At 71.6% G+C, this 20,118-nt stretch carries 19 protein-coding genes and 1 pseudogene; 6 read left to right on the top strand and 14 right to left on the bottom strand.

Features of this window, described 5'->3' with window-relative positions; translation table 11 throughout:
- The first annotated feature begins 2 nt into the window (after positions 1-2).
- From Sri02f_RS16730 to Sri02f_RS16720, 3 genes are all read left to right on the top strand, one after another.
- A complete protein-coding gene (locus Sri02f_RS16730; RefSeq protein ID WP_037737006.1) occupies positions 3-416 on the top strand; it encodes a roadblock/LC7 domain-containing protein in 414 nt (137 codons plus the stop codon).
- Between the two features lie 96 nt (positions 417-512).
- A complete protein-coding gene (locus Sri02f_RS16725) occupies positions 513-1,091 on the top strand; it encodes a DUF742 domain-containing protein (protein ID WP_109002106.1) in 579 nt (192 codons plus the stop codon).
- Positions 1,072-1,653, top strand: coding sequence for a GTP-binding protein (locus tag Sri02f_RS16720; protein ID WP_026248371.1), 582 nt, complete (start codon positions 1,072-1,074; stop codon positions 1,651-1,653). Before Sri02f_RS16725 ends, Sri02f_RS16720 begins: the two co-directional genes overlap by 20 nt.
- A gap of 142 nt (positions 1,654-1,795) precedes the next feature.
- On the opposite strand, the gene Sri02f_RS16715 is transcribed toward Sri02f_RS16720, so the two are convergent.
- On the bottom strand, positions 1,796-1,987 hold the full coding sequence (locus Sri02f_RS16715; protein ID WP_109002105.1) for an acyl-CoA carboxylase epsilon subunit: 192 nt from the start codon (positions 1,985-1,987) through the stop codon (positions 1,796-1,798).
- A gap of 67 nt (positions 1,988-2,054) precedes the next feature.
- The gene (locus tag Sri02f_RS16710; protein WP_109002104.1) at positions 2,055-3,659 is read right to left on the bottom strand and encodes an acyl-CoA carboxylase subunit beta; all 1,605 of its coding nucleotides are present in this window, start codon (positions 3,657-3,659) and stop codon (positions 2,055-2,057) included.
- Positions 3,660-4,035: 376 nt separating this feature from the next.
- Here Sri02f_RS16710 and Sri02f_RS16705 point away from each other — a divergent pair, with 376 nt between their 5' ends.
- Complete coding sequence (locus Sri02f_RS16705; protein WP_109002103.1) at positions 4,036-4,644, top strand: YceI family protein; 609 nt, start codon at positions 4,036-4,038, stop codon at positions 4,642-4,644.
- 93 nt (positions 4,645-4,737) lie between these two features.
- A complete protein-coding gene (locus Sri02f_RS16700) occupies positions 4,738-5,376 on the top strand; it encodes a hypothetical protein (protein WP_109002102.1) in 639 nt (212 codons plus the stop codon).
- A gap of 31 nt (positions 5,377-5,407) precedes the next feature.
- On the opposite strand, the gene Sri02f_RS16695 is transcribed toward Sri02f_RS16700, so the two are convergent.
- Together Sri02f_RS16695 and Sri02f_RS16690 are read right to left on the bottom strand one after the other, a co-directional pair.
- Complete coding sequence (locus Sri02f_RS16695; RefSeq protein ID WP_109002101.1) at positions 5,408-6,553, bottom strand: RNA polymerase sigma factor; 1,146 nt, start codon at positions 6,551-6,553, stop codon at positions 5,408-5,410.
- Positions 6,554-6,561: 8 nt separating this feature from the next.
- Positions 6,562-6,969 carry a YciI family protein gene (locus Sri02f_RS16690; RefSeq protein ID WP_109002100.1) on the bottom strand — a complete coding sequence of 136 codons (408 nt, stop codon included), beginning with the start codon at positions 6,967-6,969 and terminating at the stop codon, positions 6,562-6,564.
- Between the two features lie 317 nt (positions 6,970-7,286).
- Here Sri02f_RS16690 and Sri02f_RS42800 point away from each other — a divergent pair.
- Positions 7,287-7,388 (top strand): annotated as a pseudogene (locus Sri02f_RS42800) (serine protease); the annotation flags it as partial.
- A gap of 144 nt (positions 7,389-7,532) precedes the next feature.
- Here the strand turns inward: Sri02f_RS42800 and Sri02f_RS16680 are convergent.
- The 10 genes from Sri02f_RS16680 to pruA all read right to left on the bottom strand — a co-directional run bounded on the left by Sri02f_RS16680 (position 7,533) and on the right by pruA (position 20,109).
- A complete protein-coding gene (locus tag Sri02f_RS16680) occupies positions 7,533-8,924 on the bottom strand; it encodes a hypothetical protein (protein WP_109002099.1) in 1,392 nt (463 codons plus the stop codon).
- 54 nt (positions 8,925-8,978) lie between these two features.
- Complete coding sequence (gene cimA, locus Sri02f_RS16675) at positions 8,979-10,583, bottom strand: citramalate synthase (protein WP_109002098.1); 1,605 nt, start codon at positions 10,581-10,583, stop codon at positions 8,979-8,981.
- Between the two features lie 306 nt (positions 10,584-10,889).
- Positions 10,890-11,504 carry a TetR/AcrR family transcriptional regulator gene (locus Sri02f_RS16670; RefSeq protein WP_109002097.1) on the bottom strand — a complete coding sequence of 205 codons (615 nt, stop codon included), beginning with the start codon at positions 11,502-11,504 and terminating at the stop codon, positions 10,890-10,892.
- A gap of 80 nt (positions 11,505-11,584) precedes the next feature.
- Positions 11,585-12,622 (bottom strand): agmatine deiminase family protein, encoded by a 1,038-nt coding sequence (locus Sri02f_RS16665; RefSeq protein WP_109002096.1) that lies wholly within the window; start codon positions 12,620-12,622, stop codon positions 11,585-11,587.
- 25 nt (positions 12,623-12,647) lie between these two features.
- Positions 12,648-14,321 (bottom strand): urease subunit alpha, encoded by a 1,674-nt coding sequence (locus tag Sri02f_RS16660; protein ID WP_109002095.1) that lies wholly within the window; start codon positions 14,319-14,321, stop codon positions 12,648-12,650.
- Entirely contained in the window at positions 14,318-15,025 is a 708-nt protein-coding gene (ureA, locus tag Sri02f_RS16655; protein ID WP_109002245.1) for an urease subunit gamma, read from the bottom strand. The genes Sri02f_RS16660 and ureA overlap by 4 nt, the downstream gene beginning before the upstream one ends.
- A gap of 233 nt (positions 15,026-15,258) precedes the next feature.
- A complete protein-coding gene (locus Sri02f_RS16650; protein ID WP_109002094.1) occupies positions 15,259-16,347 on the bottom strand; it encodes a branched-chain amino acid aminotransferase in 1,089 nt (362 codons plus the stop codon).
- Positions 16,348-16,621: 274 nt separating this feature from the next.
- On the bottom strand, positions 16,622-17,665 hold the full coding sequence (locus Sri02f_RS16645) for a 3-isopropylmalate dehydrogenase (RefSeq protein ID WP_109002093.1): 1,044 nt from the start codon (positions 17,663-17,665) through the stop codon (positions 16,622-16,624).
- A gap of 194 nt (positions 17,666-17,859) precedes the next feature.
- A complete protein-coding gene (locus tag Sri02f_RS43630) occupies positions 17,860-17,991 on the bottom strand; it encodes a hypothetical protein (protein WP_015493350.1) in 132 nt (43 codons plus the stop codon).
- A gap of 486 nt (positions 17,992-18,477) precedes the next feature.
- Positions 18,478-20,109 carry an L-glutamate gamma-semialdehyde dehydrogenase gene (pruA, locus tag Sri02f_RS16635; RefSeq protein WP_109002092.1) on the bottom strand — a complete coding sequence of 544 codons (1,632 nt, stop codon included), beginning with the start codon at positions 20,107-20,109 and terminating at the stop codon, positions 18,478-18,480.
- Positions 20,110-20,118 lie beyond the last annotated feature (9 nt).

The following is a 20,118-nucleotide window of genomic DNA, read 5'->3' as shown; positions in this document are numbered from 1 at the left end:
CGATGAGCCAGGCGGCACAGAACCTGAACTGGGTGATCACCAACTTCGTGGACAACACCCCGGGGGTGTCCCACACCGTGGTGGTCTCCGCCGACGGACTCCTTCTGGCGATGTCCGAAGGCTTCCCCCGCGACCGTGCCGACCAGCTCGCGGCCGTCGCCTCCGGTCTGACGTCCCTGACGGCAGGCGCCTCCCGGATCTTCGAGGGCGGCAGCGTGAACCAGACGGTTGTGGAGATGGAGCGGGGATTCCTCTTCCTCATGTCCATCTCTGACGGTTCCTCGCTCGCGGTTCTCGCTCATCCCGAGGCGGACATCGGCCTCATTGGGTACGAGATGGCCCTTCTGGTGGACCGGGCGGGTTCGGTCCTGACGCCCGACCTTCGTGCGGAGCTCCAAGGGAGCCTTCTCAACTAACAGCGGGACGGTGCGTTTTGGCGTCCTGAGGCCGTAGGGTTTCGGGACGCGGCTTCCATGTGATGGGCGCCAGGCACAGTCGGAGGAGGAGAGAGAGTGGCAACACCCCCAGGCGGTTCCAATTCGGGTAACTGGTCGTACGGCCCTGCCCAGGGTCACGGCGACGGTTCCCAGAACCCGAACCGTTACGACTTCCCCTCCGCGCCCGGCCAGCAGCGGCCGTACTCGCCCCAGGGTCCCGGGCAGTCCCCTTACGACCAGCCGCAGGCGCCGCGCATCCAGCCCGTGCAGCCGCACCGCCGGACCCCCGAGGCGGCTCCCGCCGGGGCGGCGAACAACCCGCTGGTGCGTCCGTACGCCATGACCGGCGGCCGGACCCGCCCGCGTTACCAGCTCGCCATCGAGGCGCTGGTGCACACCACCGCGCAGCCGCACCAGATGCAGGGCCAGTTGCCCGAGCATCAGCGGATCTGCAACCTCTGCCGAGAGATCAAGTCGGTCGCCGAGATCTCGGCGCTGCTGACCATCCCCCTCGGCGTGGCCAGGATCCTCGTCGCCGACTTGGCGGAGGCGGGACTGGTCGCCATCCATCAGCCCGGCGGCGACGAGAGCGCCGGCGGCCAGCCAGACGTGACACTGCTCGAAAGGGTGCTCAGTGGACTTCGCAAGCTCTAGCGGGGGTCCCTCCCGCTCCACCACTTCCGCGAAGATCGTGGTGGCGGGCGGCTTCGGCGTGGGCAAGACCACGTTCGTCGGGGCTGTTTCGGAGATCAATCCGCTGCGCACCGAGGCCGTCATGACGTCCGCGTCGGCGGGCATCGACGACCTCACCCACACCGGGGACAAGACGACCACCACGGTCGCGATGGACTTCGGCCGCATCACCCTGGATCAGGACCTGATCCTCTACCTCTTCGGCACGCCCGGCCAGGACCGCTTCTGGTTCATGTGGGACGACCTGGTGCGCGGCGCCATCGGGGCGATCGTGCTCGTCGACACCCGCCGTCTCGCCGACTGCTTCCCCGCGGTCGACTACTTCGAGAACAGCGGCCTCCCCTTCGTCATCGCGTTGAACGGCTTCGACGGCAACCAGCCGTACAACCCCGACGAGGTGCGTGAGGCACTGCAGATCGGCCCGGACACCCCGATCATCACGACGGACGCCCGCCATCGCGCCGACGCCAAGTCCGCGCTGATCACCCTGGTGGAGCACGCCTTGATGGCGCGCCTGCGGTAGCGCCGCCCTCCCCCGCACAGCCGAAGGCCCCCTCCACGACGAGGGGGCCTTTCGCGTGGCCGGACCGGGCCCCTTCGCCGGGCGCATGCCGAAGGGGGCCCACCCGGGCGGGTGGGCCCCCTTCAGGGACGTGCAGGAGGGTTCAGCGCCAGCTGTGCGGGGCGCGGAAGCCGCCCTCGCGTTCCAGGCGGCGCCAGCCGGCCCGGGGACGGGAGCGGTGCGCGGTGGGCTCGGAGGGGCGGGCCGCCGCGCGAGCCAGGAGGACCGCCGCGATGGCGGCGACTTCCTCGGGCTCGGCATGGCCCTTCTCGACGCGGATGTCGGGAGCGTTCATGGGTGTCAGTCTCCGTGGATGAGGTTTCCGCAGGGAATCCGCCGGGTTACTCGTGAGGTCCGTCGGGTTACTGCGGGGGGTTGCCGTGCTTGCGCGAGGGCAGGTCCGCGTGCTTGGACTGCAGCATGGCCAGGGACCTGACGAGGACCTCGCGGGTCTCGGCGGGGTCGATGACGTCGTCGACCAGGCCGCGCTCGGCCGCGTAGTACGGATGCATCAGCTCGGACTTGTACTCCTTGACCATGCGGGCCCGCATGGCCTCGGGGTCCTCGGCCTCGGCGATCTGACGGCGGAAGATGACGTTGGCGGCGCCCTCGGCGCCCATCACGGCGATCTCGTTCGTCGGCCAGGCGTAGGTGAGGTCGGCCCCGATGGACTGGCTGTCCATGACGATGTAAGCACCTCCGTACGCCTTGCGCAGGATCAGCGAGATCCGGGGCACGGTCGCGTTGCAGTACGCGTACAGCAGCTTCGCGCCGTGGCGGATGATTCCACCGTGCTCCTGATCGACGCCGGGCAGGAAGCCGGGTACGTCCAGAAGAGTGATGATCGGAATATTGAAGGCGTCGCACATCTGTACGAAGCGTGCGGCCTTCTCGCTGGCCTCGATGTCCAGGACGCCCGCGAGGGACTGCGGCTGGTTGGCGACGATGCCGACGACCTGACCGCCGAGCCGGGCCAGGGCGCAGATGATGTTGCGCGCCCAGCGCTCGTGGACCTCCAGGTACTCGCCGTCGTCGACGATCTCCTCGATGACCTTGGTCATGTCGTAGGGGCGGTTGCCGTCGGCCGGGACCAGGTCGAGCAGGACGTCGCCGCGGCGCTCGGCCGGGTCGGCGGAGTCGACGCGCGGCGGGTTCTCCCGGTTGTTCTGCGGCAGCAGCGACAGCAGGTAGCGCACCTCCGCGATGCAGGTCTCCTCGTCGTCGTACGCGAAGTGGCAGACACCGGAGGTCTCGGCGTGCACGTCCGCGCCGCCGAGGCCGTTCTGGGTGATCTCCTCGCCGGTGACGGCCTTGACCACGTCCGGCCCGGTGATGAACATCTGCGAGGTCTCGCGGACCATGAAGACGAAGTCGGTGAGGGCGGGGCTGTAGGCCGCGCCGCCCGCGCAGGGGCCCAGCATCACGCTGATCTGCGGGATGACTCCGGACGCCCTGGTGTTGCGCTGGAAGATGCCGCCGTAGCCGGCGAGCGCCGAGACGCCTTCCTGGATACGGGCGCCGGCGCCGTCGTTGAGCGAGACCAGCGGAGCCCCGGCCGCGATGGCCATGTCCATGATCTTGTGGATCTTGGTGGCGTGGGCCTCGCCCAGCGCACCGCCGAAGATACGGAAGTCGTGGGCGTAGACGAAGACCGTGCGGCCCTCGACCGTGCCCCAGCCGGTGATGACGCCGTCGGTGAACGGCTTCTTGGACTCCAGGCCGAACCCGGTCGCCCGGTGCCGGCGCAGCTGCTCGACCTCCTGGAAGGATCCCGGGTCCACCAGCAGCTCGATCCGCTCCCGGGCGGTCAGCTTGCCCTTGGCGTGCTGCGCCTGGGTCGCCTTCTCGCTCGGGCCGGCCAGCGCCTGGGCACGGATCTCGTGCAGCTCGGCCACGCGGCCGCGCGCGTCCGTGGGCTCCGAGGGCTCCGCGGTCGACTCACCCGGCGTCTCTTCCAAAACGGTCATGTAGCGACCTTACGAAGCCCACCAAGGAAAGAGTGACGTCGACTCCGTACAGTCCTCGGAGCGTTTTCCTGGTACCCCTGAACAGAACCGGTTCGGGTTACAGCCGTTCCGACTGCTCAGAGGGCCAGGGGGTTGTAGGGGTCGCACAAACCCGGCCAATGAGACCCAGCTCACATTTCGCGCCACAGCTGCCCTCCCCGGGGTGAAGCCACAGCGCCGGACGGCGGTCGGGCGCTCCCTCGGCGACGCGGCGCAACCTTGGGAGAATTGCTCCCCCGATTAAGTTGAAAGTTGAACGGAATGGGTCTACTGTCGTTCCTGTCAGCTCGTTGAAGGTTAAACATCTTCGACTCCTCCCGTCCCCAAGGAGCACGCCATGGGCATCTTCGGCCGCAAGAGCACCGACGAGACCACCTCCACCGCTGCCACCACGGTAAGCCCGGAGCTCGCCGCCCTGACCGGTGAGTACACGATCGATCCCGCGCACTCGACGATCGGCTTCACCGCCCGCCACGCGATGGTCACCAACGTCAAGGGCAGGTTCACCGACTTCACCGGCACGCTGCATCTGGACGGCGTCGACCCGTCCCGGTCGACCGCCTCCATCGACGTCACGATGGACAGCATCGACACCGGGTCCGCCGACCGCGACGGCCACCTGAAGAGCGCGGACTTCTTCCGGACCGAGGAATTCCCGCTGATGACCTTCCGCTCCACCTCCGCCGAGGCCCTGGGCGGCGACGACTACCGCGTCTCCGGCGAGCTGAGCATCCTCGGCGCGACCAAGCCGCTCACCATCGACCTGGAGTTCAACGGCTCCGCCAAGGACCCGTTCGGCAACGAGCGCGTGGGCTTCGAGGGCAAAGCCGAGATCCTCCGCTCGGACTGGGGTCTGACCTGGAACGCGGCCCTGGAGACGGGTGGCGTCCTGATCTCCGACAAGATCAAGCTGAACTTCGACATCTCGGCGATCAAGAACGCGTAACCGTGTGGTGGAATACGGCGAAAACCGGCAGAAAGGGGCCGGAAGCGAAGAGCTTCCGGCCCCTTGGTGTGTCCTGTGTCACAGTCGCGGACCATGAGCATCAAGACCGGACCCCAGTACTACCCCGGCGCCAACCGCGACCACTGGTACCAGGACGACTTCGGCGGTGACCGCATGGAGGTCAACGTCGTCGTCCTGCACACCACGGAGGGCCGCTCGCTGCCCGACTACCAGGGCGGCTCCGTCGCGCCCAACCTGACGGCCGTGCCGGACTTCGCGGCCAAGCGGCTGACGTGGTACCAGCACTTCGAGATCGACGTCTCCTCGCGCGCGCTGGCCAACCGGCGCGGCGGCGTCGAGACGAACACCCTCAACGTCTGCCAGGTGGAGCTCGTCGGCACCTGCGACCCCGAGCTGCACACCAAGTGGAACACTCACGACCAGGCCCATGTCTACTGGCCCAAGGCCCCGGAGTGGGCGCTGCGCGCCGTCGCCCAGTACCTGGCCTGGATGCACATCCACCACGACGTGCCGCTGCGCGGACCCACGCTGTGGCCCCCCTACCCGAAGTCCGCGGGGAACGGCGGCGGGCAGCGGATGAGCGGCGAGCGGTGGAACGGGTTCAAGGGCGTGTGCGGCCATATGCACGTGCCCGAGAACACCCATGGAGACCCGGGGGCGATCGACTTCGAGGCCCTGCTCGGCTTCGCCAAGTCCGCCGCCCAGGACTGACGGCCCCGCGGGTCGTCCCGCGGGCGACGCGTCAGCGGCGCCGGCGGGCGTTGAGCCGGGCGGCCCGGCGCGTCAGATGGTCGCGCTCGGCGAGGTCGGGCGCCTTGCGGGCGGCCTCGGCGTACAGCCGCGCGGCCGTCGCCAGGTCGCCGTCGCGCTCGTGGAGGTACGCCGCGACCGCGGTGTGGCGCGGCAGCGTGTCGTCCAGCGCCGCGAGCGCCGCCAGACCGGCGCGCGGTCCGTCGGCCTCCCCGACGGCTACCGCGCGGTTCAGCCGGACGACCGGGTTGCCGGTCAGGGCCACGAGCTCGTCGTACCACTCGACGATCTGCGCCCAGTCGGTCTCCTCGGCGGTCGGCGCGTCGGCGTGCAGGGCCGCGACGGCGGCCTGGGCCTGGAACTCGCCCAGCCGGTCGCGGGCGAGGGCCGCCTGGAGGATCCCGACGCCCTCCGCGATCGACGCTGTGTCCCACCGGCCGCGGTCCTGCTCGGCGAGCGGCACCAGGCTGCCGTCGGGCGCGGTCCGGGCGGCACGCCGGGCGTGGTGGAGCAGCATGAGGGCGAGCAGCCCCGCGACCTCGGGGTGGTCGACGGCCGCCGCGAGCTGCCGGGTGAGCCGGATGGCCTCGGCGGCGAGGTCGACGTCGCCGGAGTAGCCCTCGTTGAACACCAGGTACAGCACGCGCAGCACGGTGGCCACGTCGCCCGGCCGGTCGAACCGCACGTCGGAGACGGTGCGCTTGGCCCGGCTGATCCGTTGCGCCATGGTCGCCTCGGGGACCAGGTAGGCCTGGGCGATCTGACGGGTGGTGAGCCCTCCGACGGCGCGCAGGGTGAGTGCGACGGCGGACGACGGCGTCAGCGACGGGTGGGCGCACAGGAAGTAGAGCCGGAGGGTGTCGTCCGCGGCGGGCGCGGGCCCGGGCGCCGGTTCCTCGTCCAGGCGGTCCTCGCGGCGGCGGCGGGCGGCGTCCGCCCGCCGCGCGTCGAGGAACCTGCGCCAGGCGACGGTGATCAGCCAGCCCTCGGCGTCCCGCGGCGGGTCGGCCGGCCAGACGCGCAACGCCTCGACGAGTGCGTCCTGCACGGCGTCCTCGGCCGCCGCGAAGTCGGCCCCGCGGCGGACGAGGACGGTGAGGACGTGCGGTGTGAGGCTGCGCAGCAGGGCCTCGTCCATCGTCGGGGTCACTCCGTGACGGTGCCGTGCTCGCCCAGGAACGGGCGCAGCTCGAGCCATTCGTGGATCGGCCTCCCGCCGGCCCCGGGGGCGGCCGACAGTTCCCCGGCCAGTTCGAGGGCGCGTTCGTGGCTGTCGACGTCGATGACCATCCAGCCGGCGATGAGGTCCTTGGTCTCGGCGAAGGGGCCGTCGGTGACGGGCGGGCGGCCCGCGCCGTCGTAGCGCACGAACGTGCCCTCGGGGGCGAGCGCCTGGCTGTCGACGAACTCGCCGGTGCTTTCGAGGCGGGCCGCGAAGTCGTTCATGTACTGCACGTGGGCCGAGATCTCCTCCGGCGTCCACTGGTCCATGGGCACGTCGTTCTCCGGAGCCGGCGCACCACGGTAGTGCTTGAGCAGCAGGTACTTGGCCATCGTGGTTCTCCTCGGTGCTGGTGCGGCCCATTGTGGTCGCGTTCACCCCGGGGACGGAGCCGGACGCGGGTTCTCGACATCGCCGTCCGACTTCTTCCGGTCTCTTCCCGGCGAGCCCGGGTGAGCCGTCGTCCCGGGTTGGGATCGCTCTCCCGATCCCGCCCGGGGCAAGGGGGCCGGAGGGCAGGGGGGGCCGGAGGGCCGGGGGCCGGAGGCCGGAGGGCCGGAGGGCCGGGGGGCCGGGGGCCGGGGGGCCGGGGGCCGGGGGGCCGGGTGGCGCGGGTGGCCGGGGGGGGGCCGGGGGCGCGGGTGGCCGAATCGGCTGGGGCATCGGGTGCGCCCGGGCCAACGCCCCCGGCGTCTACTCCGAGGTGTCGACGTTCGCCTCCGCGATCGCCTCGGCGGCCGCCTCGCTCTGACCCGGTCGGCGGCCGGCGGGCCACGCCCTGCCGGTCGGCGCTCCCACCCGCAGGCCCCCCACGGGGTTCACGGGCCCGTCGCCGCGGCACTCCGCGACGCCGGGCCCGTACCCGTCCCCGTTCCCGCCCGCTGAGAACCCCCCGCTAGAACCCCCCGCCGAAGTCGCCGCCTCCCCCGCCGCCGCCGAAGTCCCCGCCTCCCCCGCCGCCGAAGCCGCCCCCGAAGTCCCCGGGGTCGAAGTCCGCGCCGGAGACGTCGCCGCCGTCATAGCCGCCGAAGTCGCCGTAGCCGGTGCCGTAGCCGGCCGCGTACGACGGGGTGGCCATGATCGAGCCGAGCATCGTGCCGACGAGGAGGCCGGGCAGGATGCCGCCGCCGAAGTAGCCGCCCGCCCAGGGGCCGTAGGCGGGACCGGCCTCCCAGTAGGGGCGGCGGCCGTAGTCGCTGTCGACCTCGCGGATCACGGGGTCGCGGCCGTCGGCCAGACGGGTCGCGTCCGCCGCGCAGACCGGGACCTCGCGGGTGGCCCCGCCCGGCGGCGTCCAGGTGGCGTCGGCGACCGAGGGGCCGTGGCGGGGATCGAAGAAGCAGGGCGGACGGCGCTCAGGCAGCGGCCTTCCCGTGCGCCGGGCGGCGAGGGAGGCCAGCGAGAAGCGGCCGGCCTCCAGCGCCTCGGTGACGGCCCGGACGTCCTCCGGCCGGGCCGCCGCCGCCATGGCCGTCTTCGCCTGCTCGTAGGCGTCCAGAGCGCGTTCGTAGTCGGCGCGCATGGCGTCGTCGGCGCCCGCCTCGGCCGGATGGAAGTCGAGGCGGTCGAGTTCCTCGCCGAAAGCCGTGATGTCCTCGTCCACGACGACCCTCAGCCGGTCGAGCGCCGCCCGCTGCTCCTCGGCCCGGCGCCGGCGGCCCCGCCGCACCAGGGTGTACGCCCCCGCCCCGCCGGCCGCCAGCACCGCGCCCGCGACGATCAGCCCGGAGGACGAAATCCCCCCGCCGCCGTTCGAGGAGCCCCAGCTCGCGGGGGCGGAGCCGCCCATGTGGGCCAGGGCGCGGTCGGTGAAGTCGGTCAGCTGGGTTCCGGCGTCGCTCTCGCCGCCGACGCTGCCCACGAGGTTGCGCACGAGGTTGCGCACGGCCGTCCGCGGCAGGACGGAGGAGTCGGCGCGGGCGTCGAAGCGGTCGCCCAGCCGGATCGCGTACAGACCGGTGACCCCGGTGGCGGTGCGCAGGTCGCCGAAGAGGCCGGCCGTGGGGTAGCCGGCCGGCAGGACGGCGATGAACAGGGGTTTGTCGGCGTTCTCGATCTGCTGCTCCAGGGCGCGCCGGTCGGCCCGGGACAGCTGCCCGGCCGCCTCGGGGTCGACGTAGACCGGGCTGTGGCGAAGGGAGTCGGCGATCGCCGAGACGCCGGTGGCGGCGGCCGCCCGCGGGGCGCCCGCCGCCCACACGGTCCACACCGTGAGGGCGACGAGCACCAGCGCGAGCAGGGGTGCGGTGAGGCCTCGGGCCCGGCGGGCCGAGAGCACGACCTTCATACCTCGAAGCTACCCGAAACCCTCACAGAGGGGACATCCGGCAGCTGTCGGACATCACTCCGCGGGGTCCACGCCCGCCCGCAGCAGTCCGTACGTGTACGCGTCCTCCAGGGCCTGCCAGGAGGCGGCGATGACGTTCTCCGCCACGCCCACCGTGGACCACTCCCCCGTGCCGTCGGTCGTGGAGATCAGGACGCGGGTGGTGGACTGGGTGCCGTGGACGCCCTCCAGGATGCGGACCTTGTAGTCGACCAGGTCGAGCTTGGCCAGCTGGGGGTAGATCTTCTCCAGGGCCACCCGCAGGGCGCGGTCCAGGGCGTTGACCGGGCCGTTGCCCTCGGCCGTCGCGACGATGCGCTCGGCCTTGGCCCAGAGCTTCACTGTGGCCTCGTTGGCGTGGGTGCCGTCGGGGCGGTCCTCGACGATGGCGCGCCAGGACTCGACGTCGAAGTATTTCAGCGGCCTGCCCTCGACCTCGGCGCGCAGCAGGAGTTCGAAGGAGGCGTCGGCCGCCTCGTAGGTGTAACCCCGGAGCTCCCGCTCCTTGACCCGGTCCACGACCCGGCCGACCAGTTCGCGGTCGCCGCCGAGGTCGACGCCGAGCTCCTTGCCCTTGAGCTCGATGGAGGCGCGGCCGGCCATGTCGGAGACCAGCATCCGCATGGTGTTGCCGACCTGCTCGGGGTCGATGTGCTGGTAGAGGTCGGGGTCGATCTTGATGGCCGAGGCGTGCAGCCCGGCCTTGTGGGCGAACGCCGAGACGCCCACGTAGGGCTGGTGCGTGGACGGCGTGAGGTTGACGACCTCGGCGATGGCGTGCGAGATGCGGGTCATCTCACGCAGCCGGCCCTCGGGCAGCACCTTCATGCCGTACTTCAGCTCCAGGGCCGCGACCACCGGGAACAGGTTCGCGTTGCCGACGCGTTCGCCGTAGCCGTTCGCCGTGCACTGGACGTGGGTCGCGCCCGCGTCCACCGCGGCGAGGGTGTTGGCCACCGCGCAGCCGGTGTCGTCCTGGGCGTGGATGCCGAGCCGGGCGCCCGTGTCGGCGAGCACCGTCGAGACCACGGCCTGGACCTGCGCCGGGAGCATCCCGCCGTTGGTGTCGCACAGGATGACCACGTCCGCGCCTGCCTCGGCGGCGGCCCGGACGACCGCCTTCGCGTACTCCGGGTTGGCGCGGTATCCGTCGAAGAAGTGCTCGCAGTCGACGAAGACGCGGCGGCCCTGGCCCTTCAGGAAGGAGACCGTGTCGCCGACCATGGCGAGGTTCTCGTCCAGGGTGGTGCGCAGGGCCAGTTCGACGTGTCGGTCATGGGACTTCGCGACCAGGGTGATCACCCCGGCGCCCGACTCCAGCAGCGCCCTGACCTGCGGGTCCTCCGCGGCCTTCGCACCCGCCCGGCGGGTCGCGCCGAAGGCGACCAGCTGGGCGTGCCGGAAGTCGATCTCCTCCTGCGCGCGGGCGAAGAACTCGGTGTCGCGCGGGTTGGCGCCGGGCCAGCCGCCCTCGATGAAGCCCACTCCGAAGTCGTCCAGGTGCCGGGCGATGGCCAGCTTGTCGGCGACGGTGAGGTTGATGCCCTCACGCTGCGCGCCGTCGCGCAGCGTGGTGTCGAAGACGTGGAAGGAATCGTCGGGTTCGCTGGGTGCGGTCATGGTCTGAAGGCTCCTGTGTCGGATCTCGGTCGTTACCGGAAGACCGGCTCCACCGTCCCCCCATGGTCCCTCGCGCTCTCGCTCCCGGCTGCGGGTGGGCCAGAAAAGCGAAAAACCCCTCGCGGGTGCGAGAGGTCTGCGCGCGGGTCGAGGACGACGATGGCCGCTCGTACCTGGTCGTACGGAGCGGTCACTGCGGACCGGCGCGCCTGCTGCCAATAATCATGGCGAACGAGAGCACGGCGGCAGTCTGGCACAGACCGTCCTCGTGCTCACCGGGTGTCTCAGGATGCGAACAGCGCGTCCTCACGCGTCCGTGAGGAGGCTCCCGGCCAGGAACTCGCCGACGTGCCCGAGGACCTGTTCGCGGTCCGTGCCGCGCAGGCCGACGGCGACGTGGATGGAGAACCCGTCGAGCAGGGCTCGCAGCCGGGCCGCGTACCGGTCGGGGTCCACCCGCCGGAACTCGCCGCGTGACATCCCCTCCGCCAGCAGGGCGACCAGGTCGCGGTGCCAGGCCCCCTCGATGGCCGCCTGGCGGTCGCGCGCGTCCGCGTCGTCGGCGGCGTTCTGCGAGCGGTTCCAGACCTCCAGCCAGAGGGTCCAGTGCGGGTCGCGGTGGCCGTCGGGGACGTACAGGCCGACGTAGGCGTCGAGGCGCTCGCGGGCGGGTGCGGCACGGGCCAGCAGCCGTGCGCGCTCGGCGCCGAGGCGGCCCTCGCTCCACTCCAGGGTGCGCAGCAGGAGCTCGTCCTTGGAGTGGAAGTAGTAGAGGAGATGGCCGCTGCTCATGTCGACCTCACGGCCGAGCGCCGCCATGGTGAGCTTCTCCAGACCGCGTTCGGCGATCATCCTCATGGCCGCCGCGAGGACGTCCTCGCGGGGCGGGGCGTTCCTGCGTGCCCGTGCCGCTTCGGCCATGTCCCGGCTCCCCTGCCTCTCGCTGGTCGTCAGTTGTCGTCGGCCGCCGGTCGCCGGTCGCCGTGCGAGGCTCCCAGGTCTCAGACCCTCGGCTGCTGCTGGGTGACGCAGTGGATGCCACCGCCGCCGGAGAAGATCGTACGGGCGTCCACCAGGGTGACCGTCCGCTCCGGGAACAGCCGGCGGAAGACCCCCGCCGCGAGCTCGTCGCGCGGGTCGTCGAAACCGCACAGCACCACGCCGCCGTTGCAGAGGTAGTGGTTGATGTAGGAGTAGTCGGCCCAGTGGCCGTCGGCCTCCAGCACGGTCGGGGCGGCGACCTCGACGACCTCCAGTCGGCGGCCGCGCGCGTCGGTCTGTCCGCGCAGCAGTCCGACGGTCTCGCGTGTCACCTCGTGGTCGGGGTGCGCCGAGTCCGGCTGGCTGTGGGCGACGACGACTCCGGGCCGGGCGAAGGCGGCGACGATGTCGACATGGCCGAGGGTGCCGTAGCCGTGCGGGGGGTAGTCGCCGGTGAGGCCGCGGGGCAGCCAGATCGCCTTGCGGGTGCCGAGCATGGCGTGGATCTCCGCCTCGACCTCCTCCCGTGTCCATCCCGGATTGCGCTCGGGGCCGAGCTGGACCGTCTCCGTCAGCAGGACCGTGCCCTCCCCGTCGACGTGGACGGCGCCGCCCTCGTTGACCAGCCGCGAGGCGTACGTCCGCGCCCCCGCGAGGTCGGCGACGGACGCGGCGATCTTCGCGTCGTGCTCCCAGCGGGCCCATGCCTGGGCGCCCCAGCCGTTGAACGTCCAGTCGACGGCGGCCAGTTCACGGCCGTTCGTGAGGAAGGTCGGGCCGATGTCGCGCATCCAGGCGTCGTCCAGCTCGCGCTCGACCGTCCGCACCCCGGGGCCGAGCAGGCCCCGGGCGTCCGCCGACTGTCCGGGACCGCACACCACGGTCACCGGTTCGAAGTGGCGGACGGCGCGGGCGACCGCCGCCCAGGCCGCCCGTGCGGCGGCCAGGTCGTCGGGGTCGTCGAAGGTGGGGTTGGGGCCCGGCCACGCCATCCAGGTGCGTTCGTGCGGGGTCCACTCGGCGGGCATGCGGAAGCCTTCGGCGGCCGGCTTGCTCATGGGACGGTCCTTGGTCCTTGGGGAGTCAGAGGAAGTAGAGGCGGTTCAGGGACACGGACTCGGCCGGCTCGGAGCGCAGCGGCTCGCCGTCGAGGGTGACCAGACCGGTGCGCCGGTCGACGTCGACCGCTCCGGTGCGGGAGTTCAGGCGCAGGTCGGCGGGGCCGATGCCGCGGGTGCCGCGGACGGCGACCCGGCGGCGGCGGGTGGGCATCGAGTCGCCGCCCTGGTCGAGGGCGGCCCGGGCGACGAAGGCGACGGAGAGATCGGCGGGCGTGGCCCCGTACGCCCCGAACTGCGGTCCGAGGACGAGGGGTTCGCAGGTGTCGGTGGCCGCGTTCGGGTCGCCGACCACCCCGTACGCAGGGAAGCCCGACTTGAGGACCAGTTGCGGTTTGGCGCCGAAGTACTCGGGGCGCCACAGCACGATGTCGGCGAGCTTGCCGACCTCGATCGATCCGACCTCGTGCGAAAGCCCGTGCGCGATGGCGGGGTTGACGGTCAGCTTGGCCAGGTAGCGCAGGACGCGCTCGTTGTCGTGGTCGTCGTGCGGGGCGCCGAACTCGGCCTTCATCTTGCCGGCCATGGCGAAGGTGCGGCGGACGGTCTCGCCCGCGCGGCCCATGCCCTGCGCGTCGGACGAGGTGATGCCGATCGCGCCCAGGTCGTGCAGCACGTCCTCGGCGCCCATCGTCCCGGCGCGGATGCGGTCGCGGGCCATGGCGGCGTCGCCGGGCAGGTCGGTCTTCAGGTCGTGGACGGAGACGATCATCCCGTAGTGCTCGGCGACGGCGTCCCGGCCGAAGGGCAGGGTGGGGTTGGTGGAGGAGCCGATGACGTTCGGCACGCCGGCCATCTTCAGCACGTTGGGCACATGGCCGCCGCCGCAGCCCTCGATGTGGAAGGCGTGGATCGTCCGGCCCTCCAGGACGCGCAGGGTGTCCTCGACCGACAGGCACTCGTTCAACCCGTCGCTGTGCAGGGCGACTTGGACGTCGTGTTCCTCGGCGACCCGCAACGCCGTGTCCAGCGCCCGGGTGTGGGCGCCCATGTCCTCGTGCACCTTGAAGCCCGAGGCGCCGCCCTCGGCCAGCGCCTCGACCAGCGGGGCGTCGTGCGAGGACGAACCGCGGCCCAGGAAGCCGATGTTGACCGGCCAGGCGTCGAAGGCGTTGAACGCGTGCCGCAGCGCCCAGGGCGAGTTGACGCCGACGCCCCACACGGGCCCGAACTCCTGCCCGATGACCGTCGTCACACCGGAGGCCAGCGAGGCCTCCATGATGCGCGGCGACAGCAGATGGACATGGGTGTCGACGGCGCCGGCGGTGGCGATGAGCCCCTCGCCGGAGACGATGGACGTGCCCGTGCCGACGACGACGTCCACCCCGTCCAGGGTGTCGGGGTTCCCGGCGCGCCCGATCGCGTGGATGCGGCCCTCCCGGATCCCGATCGAGACCTTGTGGATCCCCAGCACCGCGTCGATCACCACGACGTTGCTGATCACGACGTCACAGGTGTCACGGACGGCGGCGGCCTTGAGGTGCAGTCCGTCGCGGGCGGTCTTGCCGAAGCCGGCGAGGAACTCGTCGCCGGGGAGCTGGGAGTCGGACTCCACGCGGACGACGAGGCCGCTGTCGCCGAGCCGGACGCGGTCGCCGGCGCGGGGGCCGTGGGTGGCGGCGTACTCGTGCGGGTTCACGCCTTCGCCCCCAGGTATCCGCAGGCGGCTGCCCGGCGCAGGGCTTCCTGCCGGGCGCCCGGGGCGTCCAGCGGCCCGTCGACCAGCCCGGCGAAGCCGATCGCCACCCGCTCGCCCCCGATGGGCAGCAGCCCGACCTCGACGCTCTCCCCCGGCCCGAAGCGCACGGAGGACCCGGCGGGGACGGCGAGCCGCATCCCGTAGGCCGCGTCCCGCGCGAAGTCCAGCCGCGGGTTGGCCTCGAAGAAGTGGAAGTGGGAGGTGACGGAGACGGGCACTGCGGCGGTGTTGACGACGGTCAGCCGCACGACCGCCTCGGGCTCGGCGTGCGTGGGCCCCGGCAGCAGCGCGCCCGGCCCGAGGCCGTCGGGCGCCCGGCTCCCCGCGCCGTGCGCCCCGTCCGCGCCGATCGGGTCGGAGACGACGGCGAGCCGCGTGCCGTCGTCGAAGACGGCCTCGACGTGCACCTCGGTGACGATGTCCGCGACCCCCGGCAGCACGTCGTCCGGGCCGAGGACCGACCGGGCCCGCTCGATCGCCTCGGCGAGCCGCACGCCGTCACGGGCGGCCTCGCAGACGGTGTCCGCGACGAGCGCGGTCGCCTCCGGGACGTTGAGCAGCAGCCCGCGGGCCCTTCTCGCCCGGGCCAGCTCGGCCGCCCCGAAGAGCAGCAGCCGGTCCCGTTCGGTGGGGGTGAGTCGCACCTGGCCTCCCTGTCCGCCGTCGGTCGTCGAGAGCGGCCCGAACACGGTATGTGAGCAGCACTCCATATCTTAGAGCAGCACTCTAAGCGATCTAGTCGATGATCGGAAGGAGTCAAGGGAACTTTTAGAGCAGCGTTCTATATGCGCCGCACCGGCGGCGGGCTTCAGGAACGCCGCAGGGCCACCCCGGTCGGGGTGGCCCTGCGGCGATGCGGGGACATTCGGGTCGGGGATCAGCCCAGCGGGTGCATCCAGCCGTGCTTGTCCTCGGCCGTGCCGCGCTGGATGTCCAGCAGGGCCTGCCGGAGCCGGAGGGTGACCTCGCCGGGCTCGCCGCCCGACTGCTGCCACTCCCCGCCGGTGCGCTTGACCGTGCCGACCGGGGTGATCACGGCCGCGGTGCCGCAGGCGAAGACCTCCTGCAGCGCGCCGCTCTCGGAGTCGCGCTGCCACTGGTCGACGGAGACCCGGCCCTCCTCCGCCTCGTAGCCCAGGTCTCGGGCGACGGTGAGGAGGCTGTCGCGGGTGACGCCCTCCAGGATGGAGCCGGTCAGCGAAGGCGTGACGATCTTGTTCCCGTAGACGAAGTACAGGTTCATGCCGCCGAGCTCCTCGACCCACGTGCGCTCGACCGCGTCGAGGTAGCAGACCTGGGCGCAGCCCTGTGCGGCGGCCTCGGCCTGGGCGAGCAGGGAGGCGGCGTAGTTGCCGCCGGTCTTGGCGTCGCCCATGCCTCCGGGAACGGCGCGGACGTGGTCCTCGGAGACCCAGATGGAGACGGGCTTGACGCCGCCCGGGAAGTAGGCGCCGGCCGGCGAGGCGATCACGATGAAGAGGTACTCGTTGGCCGGCTTCACGCCCAGGCCCACCTCGGTCGCGATCATGAAGGGGCGCAGGTAGAGGGACTCCTCGCCGCCGTGCGCGGGCACCCAGTCCTTGTCCTGGCCGACGAGCGCGTCACAGGCCTCGATGAACGTCTCGACCGGCAGCTCGGGCATGGCCAGGCGGCGGGCGGAGCGCTGGAACCGCTTGGCGTTCTGGTCCGGGCGGAAGGTGGCGACGGAGCCGTCGGGACGGCGGTAGGCCTTCAGCCCCTCGAAGATCTCCTGCGCGTAGTGCAGGACGTTGGTCGCCGGGTCGAGGGGGATCGGCGCGTACGGAACGAGCTGACCGTCGTGCCAGCCGCGGCCCTCGGTCCACCTGATCGTCACCATGTGGTCGGTGAAGTGGCGGCCGAAGCCGGGGTTCGCCAGGATCGCCTCGCGCTCGGCGGCGGAGAGCGGGCTGGCGGAGGGCTTGAGCTCGATCGTGGGCGTCGTCATGAGTGGTTGTCCTTCACCGGTTGTGTGTGACGGGCCGCGCTCACGTCCGTACGGCCAGTGGCGTGTGCTAGGACGTCCGAGCATTGCCTGATACCGCGGCTCCGCGTTCGATTATCGCAAGCGGGACGCGCGGAAGAAAACGGCGTGAATGCGACCCGGGGTCGATGGTGACACCCGGCAGGAGATACGAGAAGCCGCCGGGTGCGAGGTGACCCGGCGGCTTCGAGGGACTGCCCCGGCTCCTGGGAGCCGGGGCGTCGCGTGGTGCGCCGGGTCAGCCGGCTACTCGTGCGGCGAGCGCGTCGCCGATCTCCGAGGTGCTGCGCGCGGGCAGCGCGCCGCGCTCCGCCAGGTCGGCGGAGACGGCGTCCTCGATGCGGACCGCCTCGGCGTCGTGACCGAGGTGGCGCAGCAGCAGGGCGACGGACAGGACCGTGGCGGTGGGGTCGGCCTTGCCCTGGCCCGCGATGTCCGGGGCCGAGCCGTGCACGGGCTCGAACATGGAGGGGAACTCGCCGGAGGGGTTGATGTTCCCGCTCGCGGCGACGCCGATGCCGCCGGAGACGGCCGCGGCGAGGTCGGTGATGATGTCGCCGAAGAGGTTGTCGGTGACGATCACGTCGAACCGGCCGGGGTCGGTGACCAGGTAGATCGTCGCGGCGTCCACGTGGATGTAGTCCGTGGTGACGTCGGGGAACTCCGCGGCCACCCGGTTGAAGACGTTCGTCCACAGGTGACCGGCGAAGGCCAGCACGTTGTTCTTGTGGACCAGCGTGAGCTTCTTGCGGGGGCGGGCCTGGGCGCGGGCGAAGGCGTCGCGGACCACGCGCTCGACGCCGAAGGCCGTGTTCACGGAGACCTCGGTGGCGACCTCGTGCGGGGTGCCCTTGCGGATCGTGCCGCCGTTGCCGGTGTACGGGCCCTCGGTGCCCTCGCGGACCACGACGAAGTCGATCTCGGGCTGGCCGGCCAGCGGGGTGGCCACGCCGGGGAGCAGCTTCGAGGGGCGCAGGTTGACGTGGTGGTCGAAGAGGAAGCGCAGCTTGAGCAGGAAGCCCCGCTCCAGGACGCCGGAGGGCACGCTCGGGTCGCCGATCGCACCGAGCAGGATCGCGTCGTGCCGCTTGAGCGCCTCCGCGTCGGCGTCGGTGAGGGTCTCACCGGTGGCGTGGTAGCGCCGGGCGCCGAAGTCGTACTCCTTGGTCTCCAGCTTCACGTCCTGCGGGAGGACGGCGGAGAGGACCTTGAGACCTTCGGCCACGACCTCCTGGCCGATGCCGTCACCGGGGATCACTGCGAGATTGAGGCTGCGAGACATGCGGGAACCCTACTCCCCGTCCCATGGGATGACACGGACCGTCCGTCATGCGGACAGCGGGTCGCGGGGCGGACGCGGGGGTCCGAGGTGCGGCGCGGGGCCCGACGTCCCGTTCGGGCGCCCGCGCCGCGCCCTGTGCGGGCGCGACTCCCGGACTGCTTCCGGGGTGCTTCCCGACTACCGGGAGGCGTGGCTCAGTGGCCGGTCTCGCCGCCGTTGTCACGGCGGTCGAGGGCGCGCTGCAGGGCGGCGGCGGCGTTCTTGCGGTCGGACTCGCTCGTACGGGAGACGTGACGGACTCGGCGGCGGACGGTCGTCTCGGCCATGGGGAATCGACTCCTTCGAATTCCAGGGAGTGCCAAAGGGGTGACGAGACTCCCCCTCTGCCTAATGGGCGGGGGGTGCCCCCAAGGGGCGGGGAGCGGACCACAGGGGTTGCCTGCAGGGGCCCGGCTCACGCCCGCCATTCGCTTGATCGAGCGAGACGTTCGGCTCCTACAAAACTAAGGGAGGAGCGCGCGCCTGTCTCCACAATTACTCGGACTTCCTACTATCTGAGACGGACGCCGGGCATCTAACCGCTGGCAACGCATCGACCGGTTAGGCAGGGTGCGCGCGTGACCGCGATCGTCACGCAGAACGGCAACGCCTACGAGAAGCGGCCGGGAGATTACTCGCCGAGGGCACGCGAAGGGCCGGGCGGATCGCCCGGCCCTCGTGTCACCCGGCCGGTCCCGGCCCGGGTGCGTGCGTCAGTCCATGCCCATGTGGGGGCGTCAGCCCATGTGGGGGCGTCAGACCAGGTGGGGGCGTCAGCCCATGTGCGGGTACGTGTAGTCGGTCGGCGCGACCAGGGTCTCCTTGATGGCCCGGGTGAGGGTCCAGCGCATCAGGTTCTGCGGAGCGCCGGCCTTGTCGTTGGTGCCGGAGGCGCGGCCGCCGCCGAAGGGCTGCTGGCCGACGACGGCCCCGGTGGACTTGTCGTTGATGTAGAAGTTGCCGGCCGCGTAGCGCAGCTTCTCCATCGTGTACGCGGCGGCCGCCCGGTCGCCCGAGACGACCGAGCCCGTCAGCGCGTAGTCCGAGACCGACTCCATCTGCGTCAGCATGGCGTCGTACTGGTCGTCCTCGTACACGTGCACGGCGAGGAAGGGGCCGAAGTACTCGGTCGTGAAGACCTCGTTCTCCGGGTCGGTGCACTCGACGACGGTCGGGCGGACGAAGTAGCCCACCGAGTCGTCGTAGGAGCCGCCGGCGACGATCGTGCAGGCCGGGTCCGCCTTCGCCCGGTCGATCGCGGCCTTGTTCTTGGCGAAGGAACGCTCGTCGATGACCGCGCCGATGAAGTTCGACAGGTCGGTGACGTCACCCATGGTCAGGTGGTCGACCTCGGCCGCGAACTCCTCCTTGAAGCCGGAGTTCCAGATCGACGCCGGGATGTAGGCCCGGGAGGTCGCGCTGCACTTCTGGCCCTGGTACTCGAAGGCGCCGCGGGTGAGGGCCGTCTTCAGCACCGCGCGGTCGGCGCTCGGGTGGGCGACGACGAAGTCCTTGCCGCCGGTCTCGCCGACCAGACGCGGGTAGGAACGGTACTTCTCGATGTTCGCGCCGACCGTCTTCCACAGGTGCTGGAAGGTCTTGGTGGAGCCCGTGAAGTGGATGCCGGCGAGGTCGCGGTGGTTCAGGGCGACCTCAGAGACCTCCAAGCCGTCGCCGGTGACCAGGTTGATGACGCCCTTGGGCAGACCGGCCTCCTCCAGCAGCCGCATGAGCAGCACGGCGGCGTGCGTCTGCGTCGGGGACGGCTTCCACACGACCACGTTGCCCATCAGCGCGGGCGCGGTGGGCAGGTTGCCGGCGATGGCCGTGAAGTTGAACGGCGTGATCGCGTAGACGAAGCCCTCGAGCGGGCGGTGGTCGAGGCGGTTCCAGACGCCCGGGGAGTTGGCCGGCGGCTGCTCGGCCAGGATCTGGCGCGCGTAGGCGACGTTGAAGCGCCAGAAGTCGACCAGTTCGCAGGGACAGTCGATCTCCGCCTGCTGGGCGGTCTTGGACTGGCCGAGCATGGTGGAGGCGGCGAGCGTCTCTCGCCAGGGGCCGGCGAGCAGTTCGGCGGCGCGCAGGATGATCGCGGCACGGTCGTCGAAGGACATCGCGCGCCAGGCGGGCGCGGCGGCGAGGGCCGCGTCGACGGCGTCCTGCGCGTCCTGACGGGTGGCGTTGGCGTAGGTGCCGAGGCGGGCCTTGTGGTTGTGCGGCTGCACGACGTCGAACCGCTCGCCGCCGCCCATCCGCCGCTCGCCGCCGATGGTGCAGGGCAGGTCGACCGGGTTGTCGGCCAGCTCCTTCAGCTTGGCCTCCAGCCGGGCGCGCTCCGGGGTGCCGGGGGCGTAGCCGTGCACCGGCTCGTTGACGGGGGTGGGGACCTGGGTCACAGCGTCCATGGGTTCCGT

Origin of the sequence: Streptomyces rishiriensis (assembly GCF_003112535.1) — a bacterium.
GTDB lineage: Bacteria > Actinomycetota > Actinomycetes > Streptomycetales > Streptomycetaceae > Streptomyces > Streptomyces rishiriensis.
The sequence above is the reverse complement of the archived record's forward strand: the minus strand, read 5'-3'. Positions and strand labels throughout refer to the sequence as shown.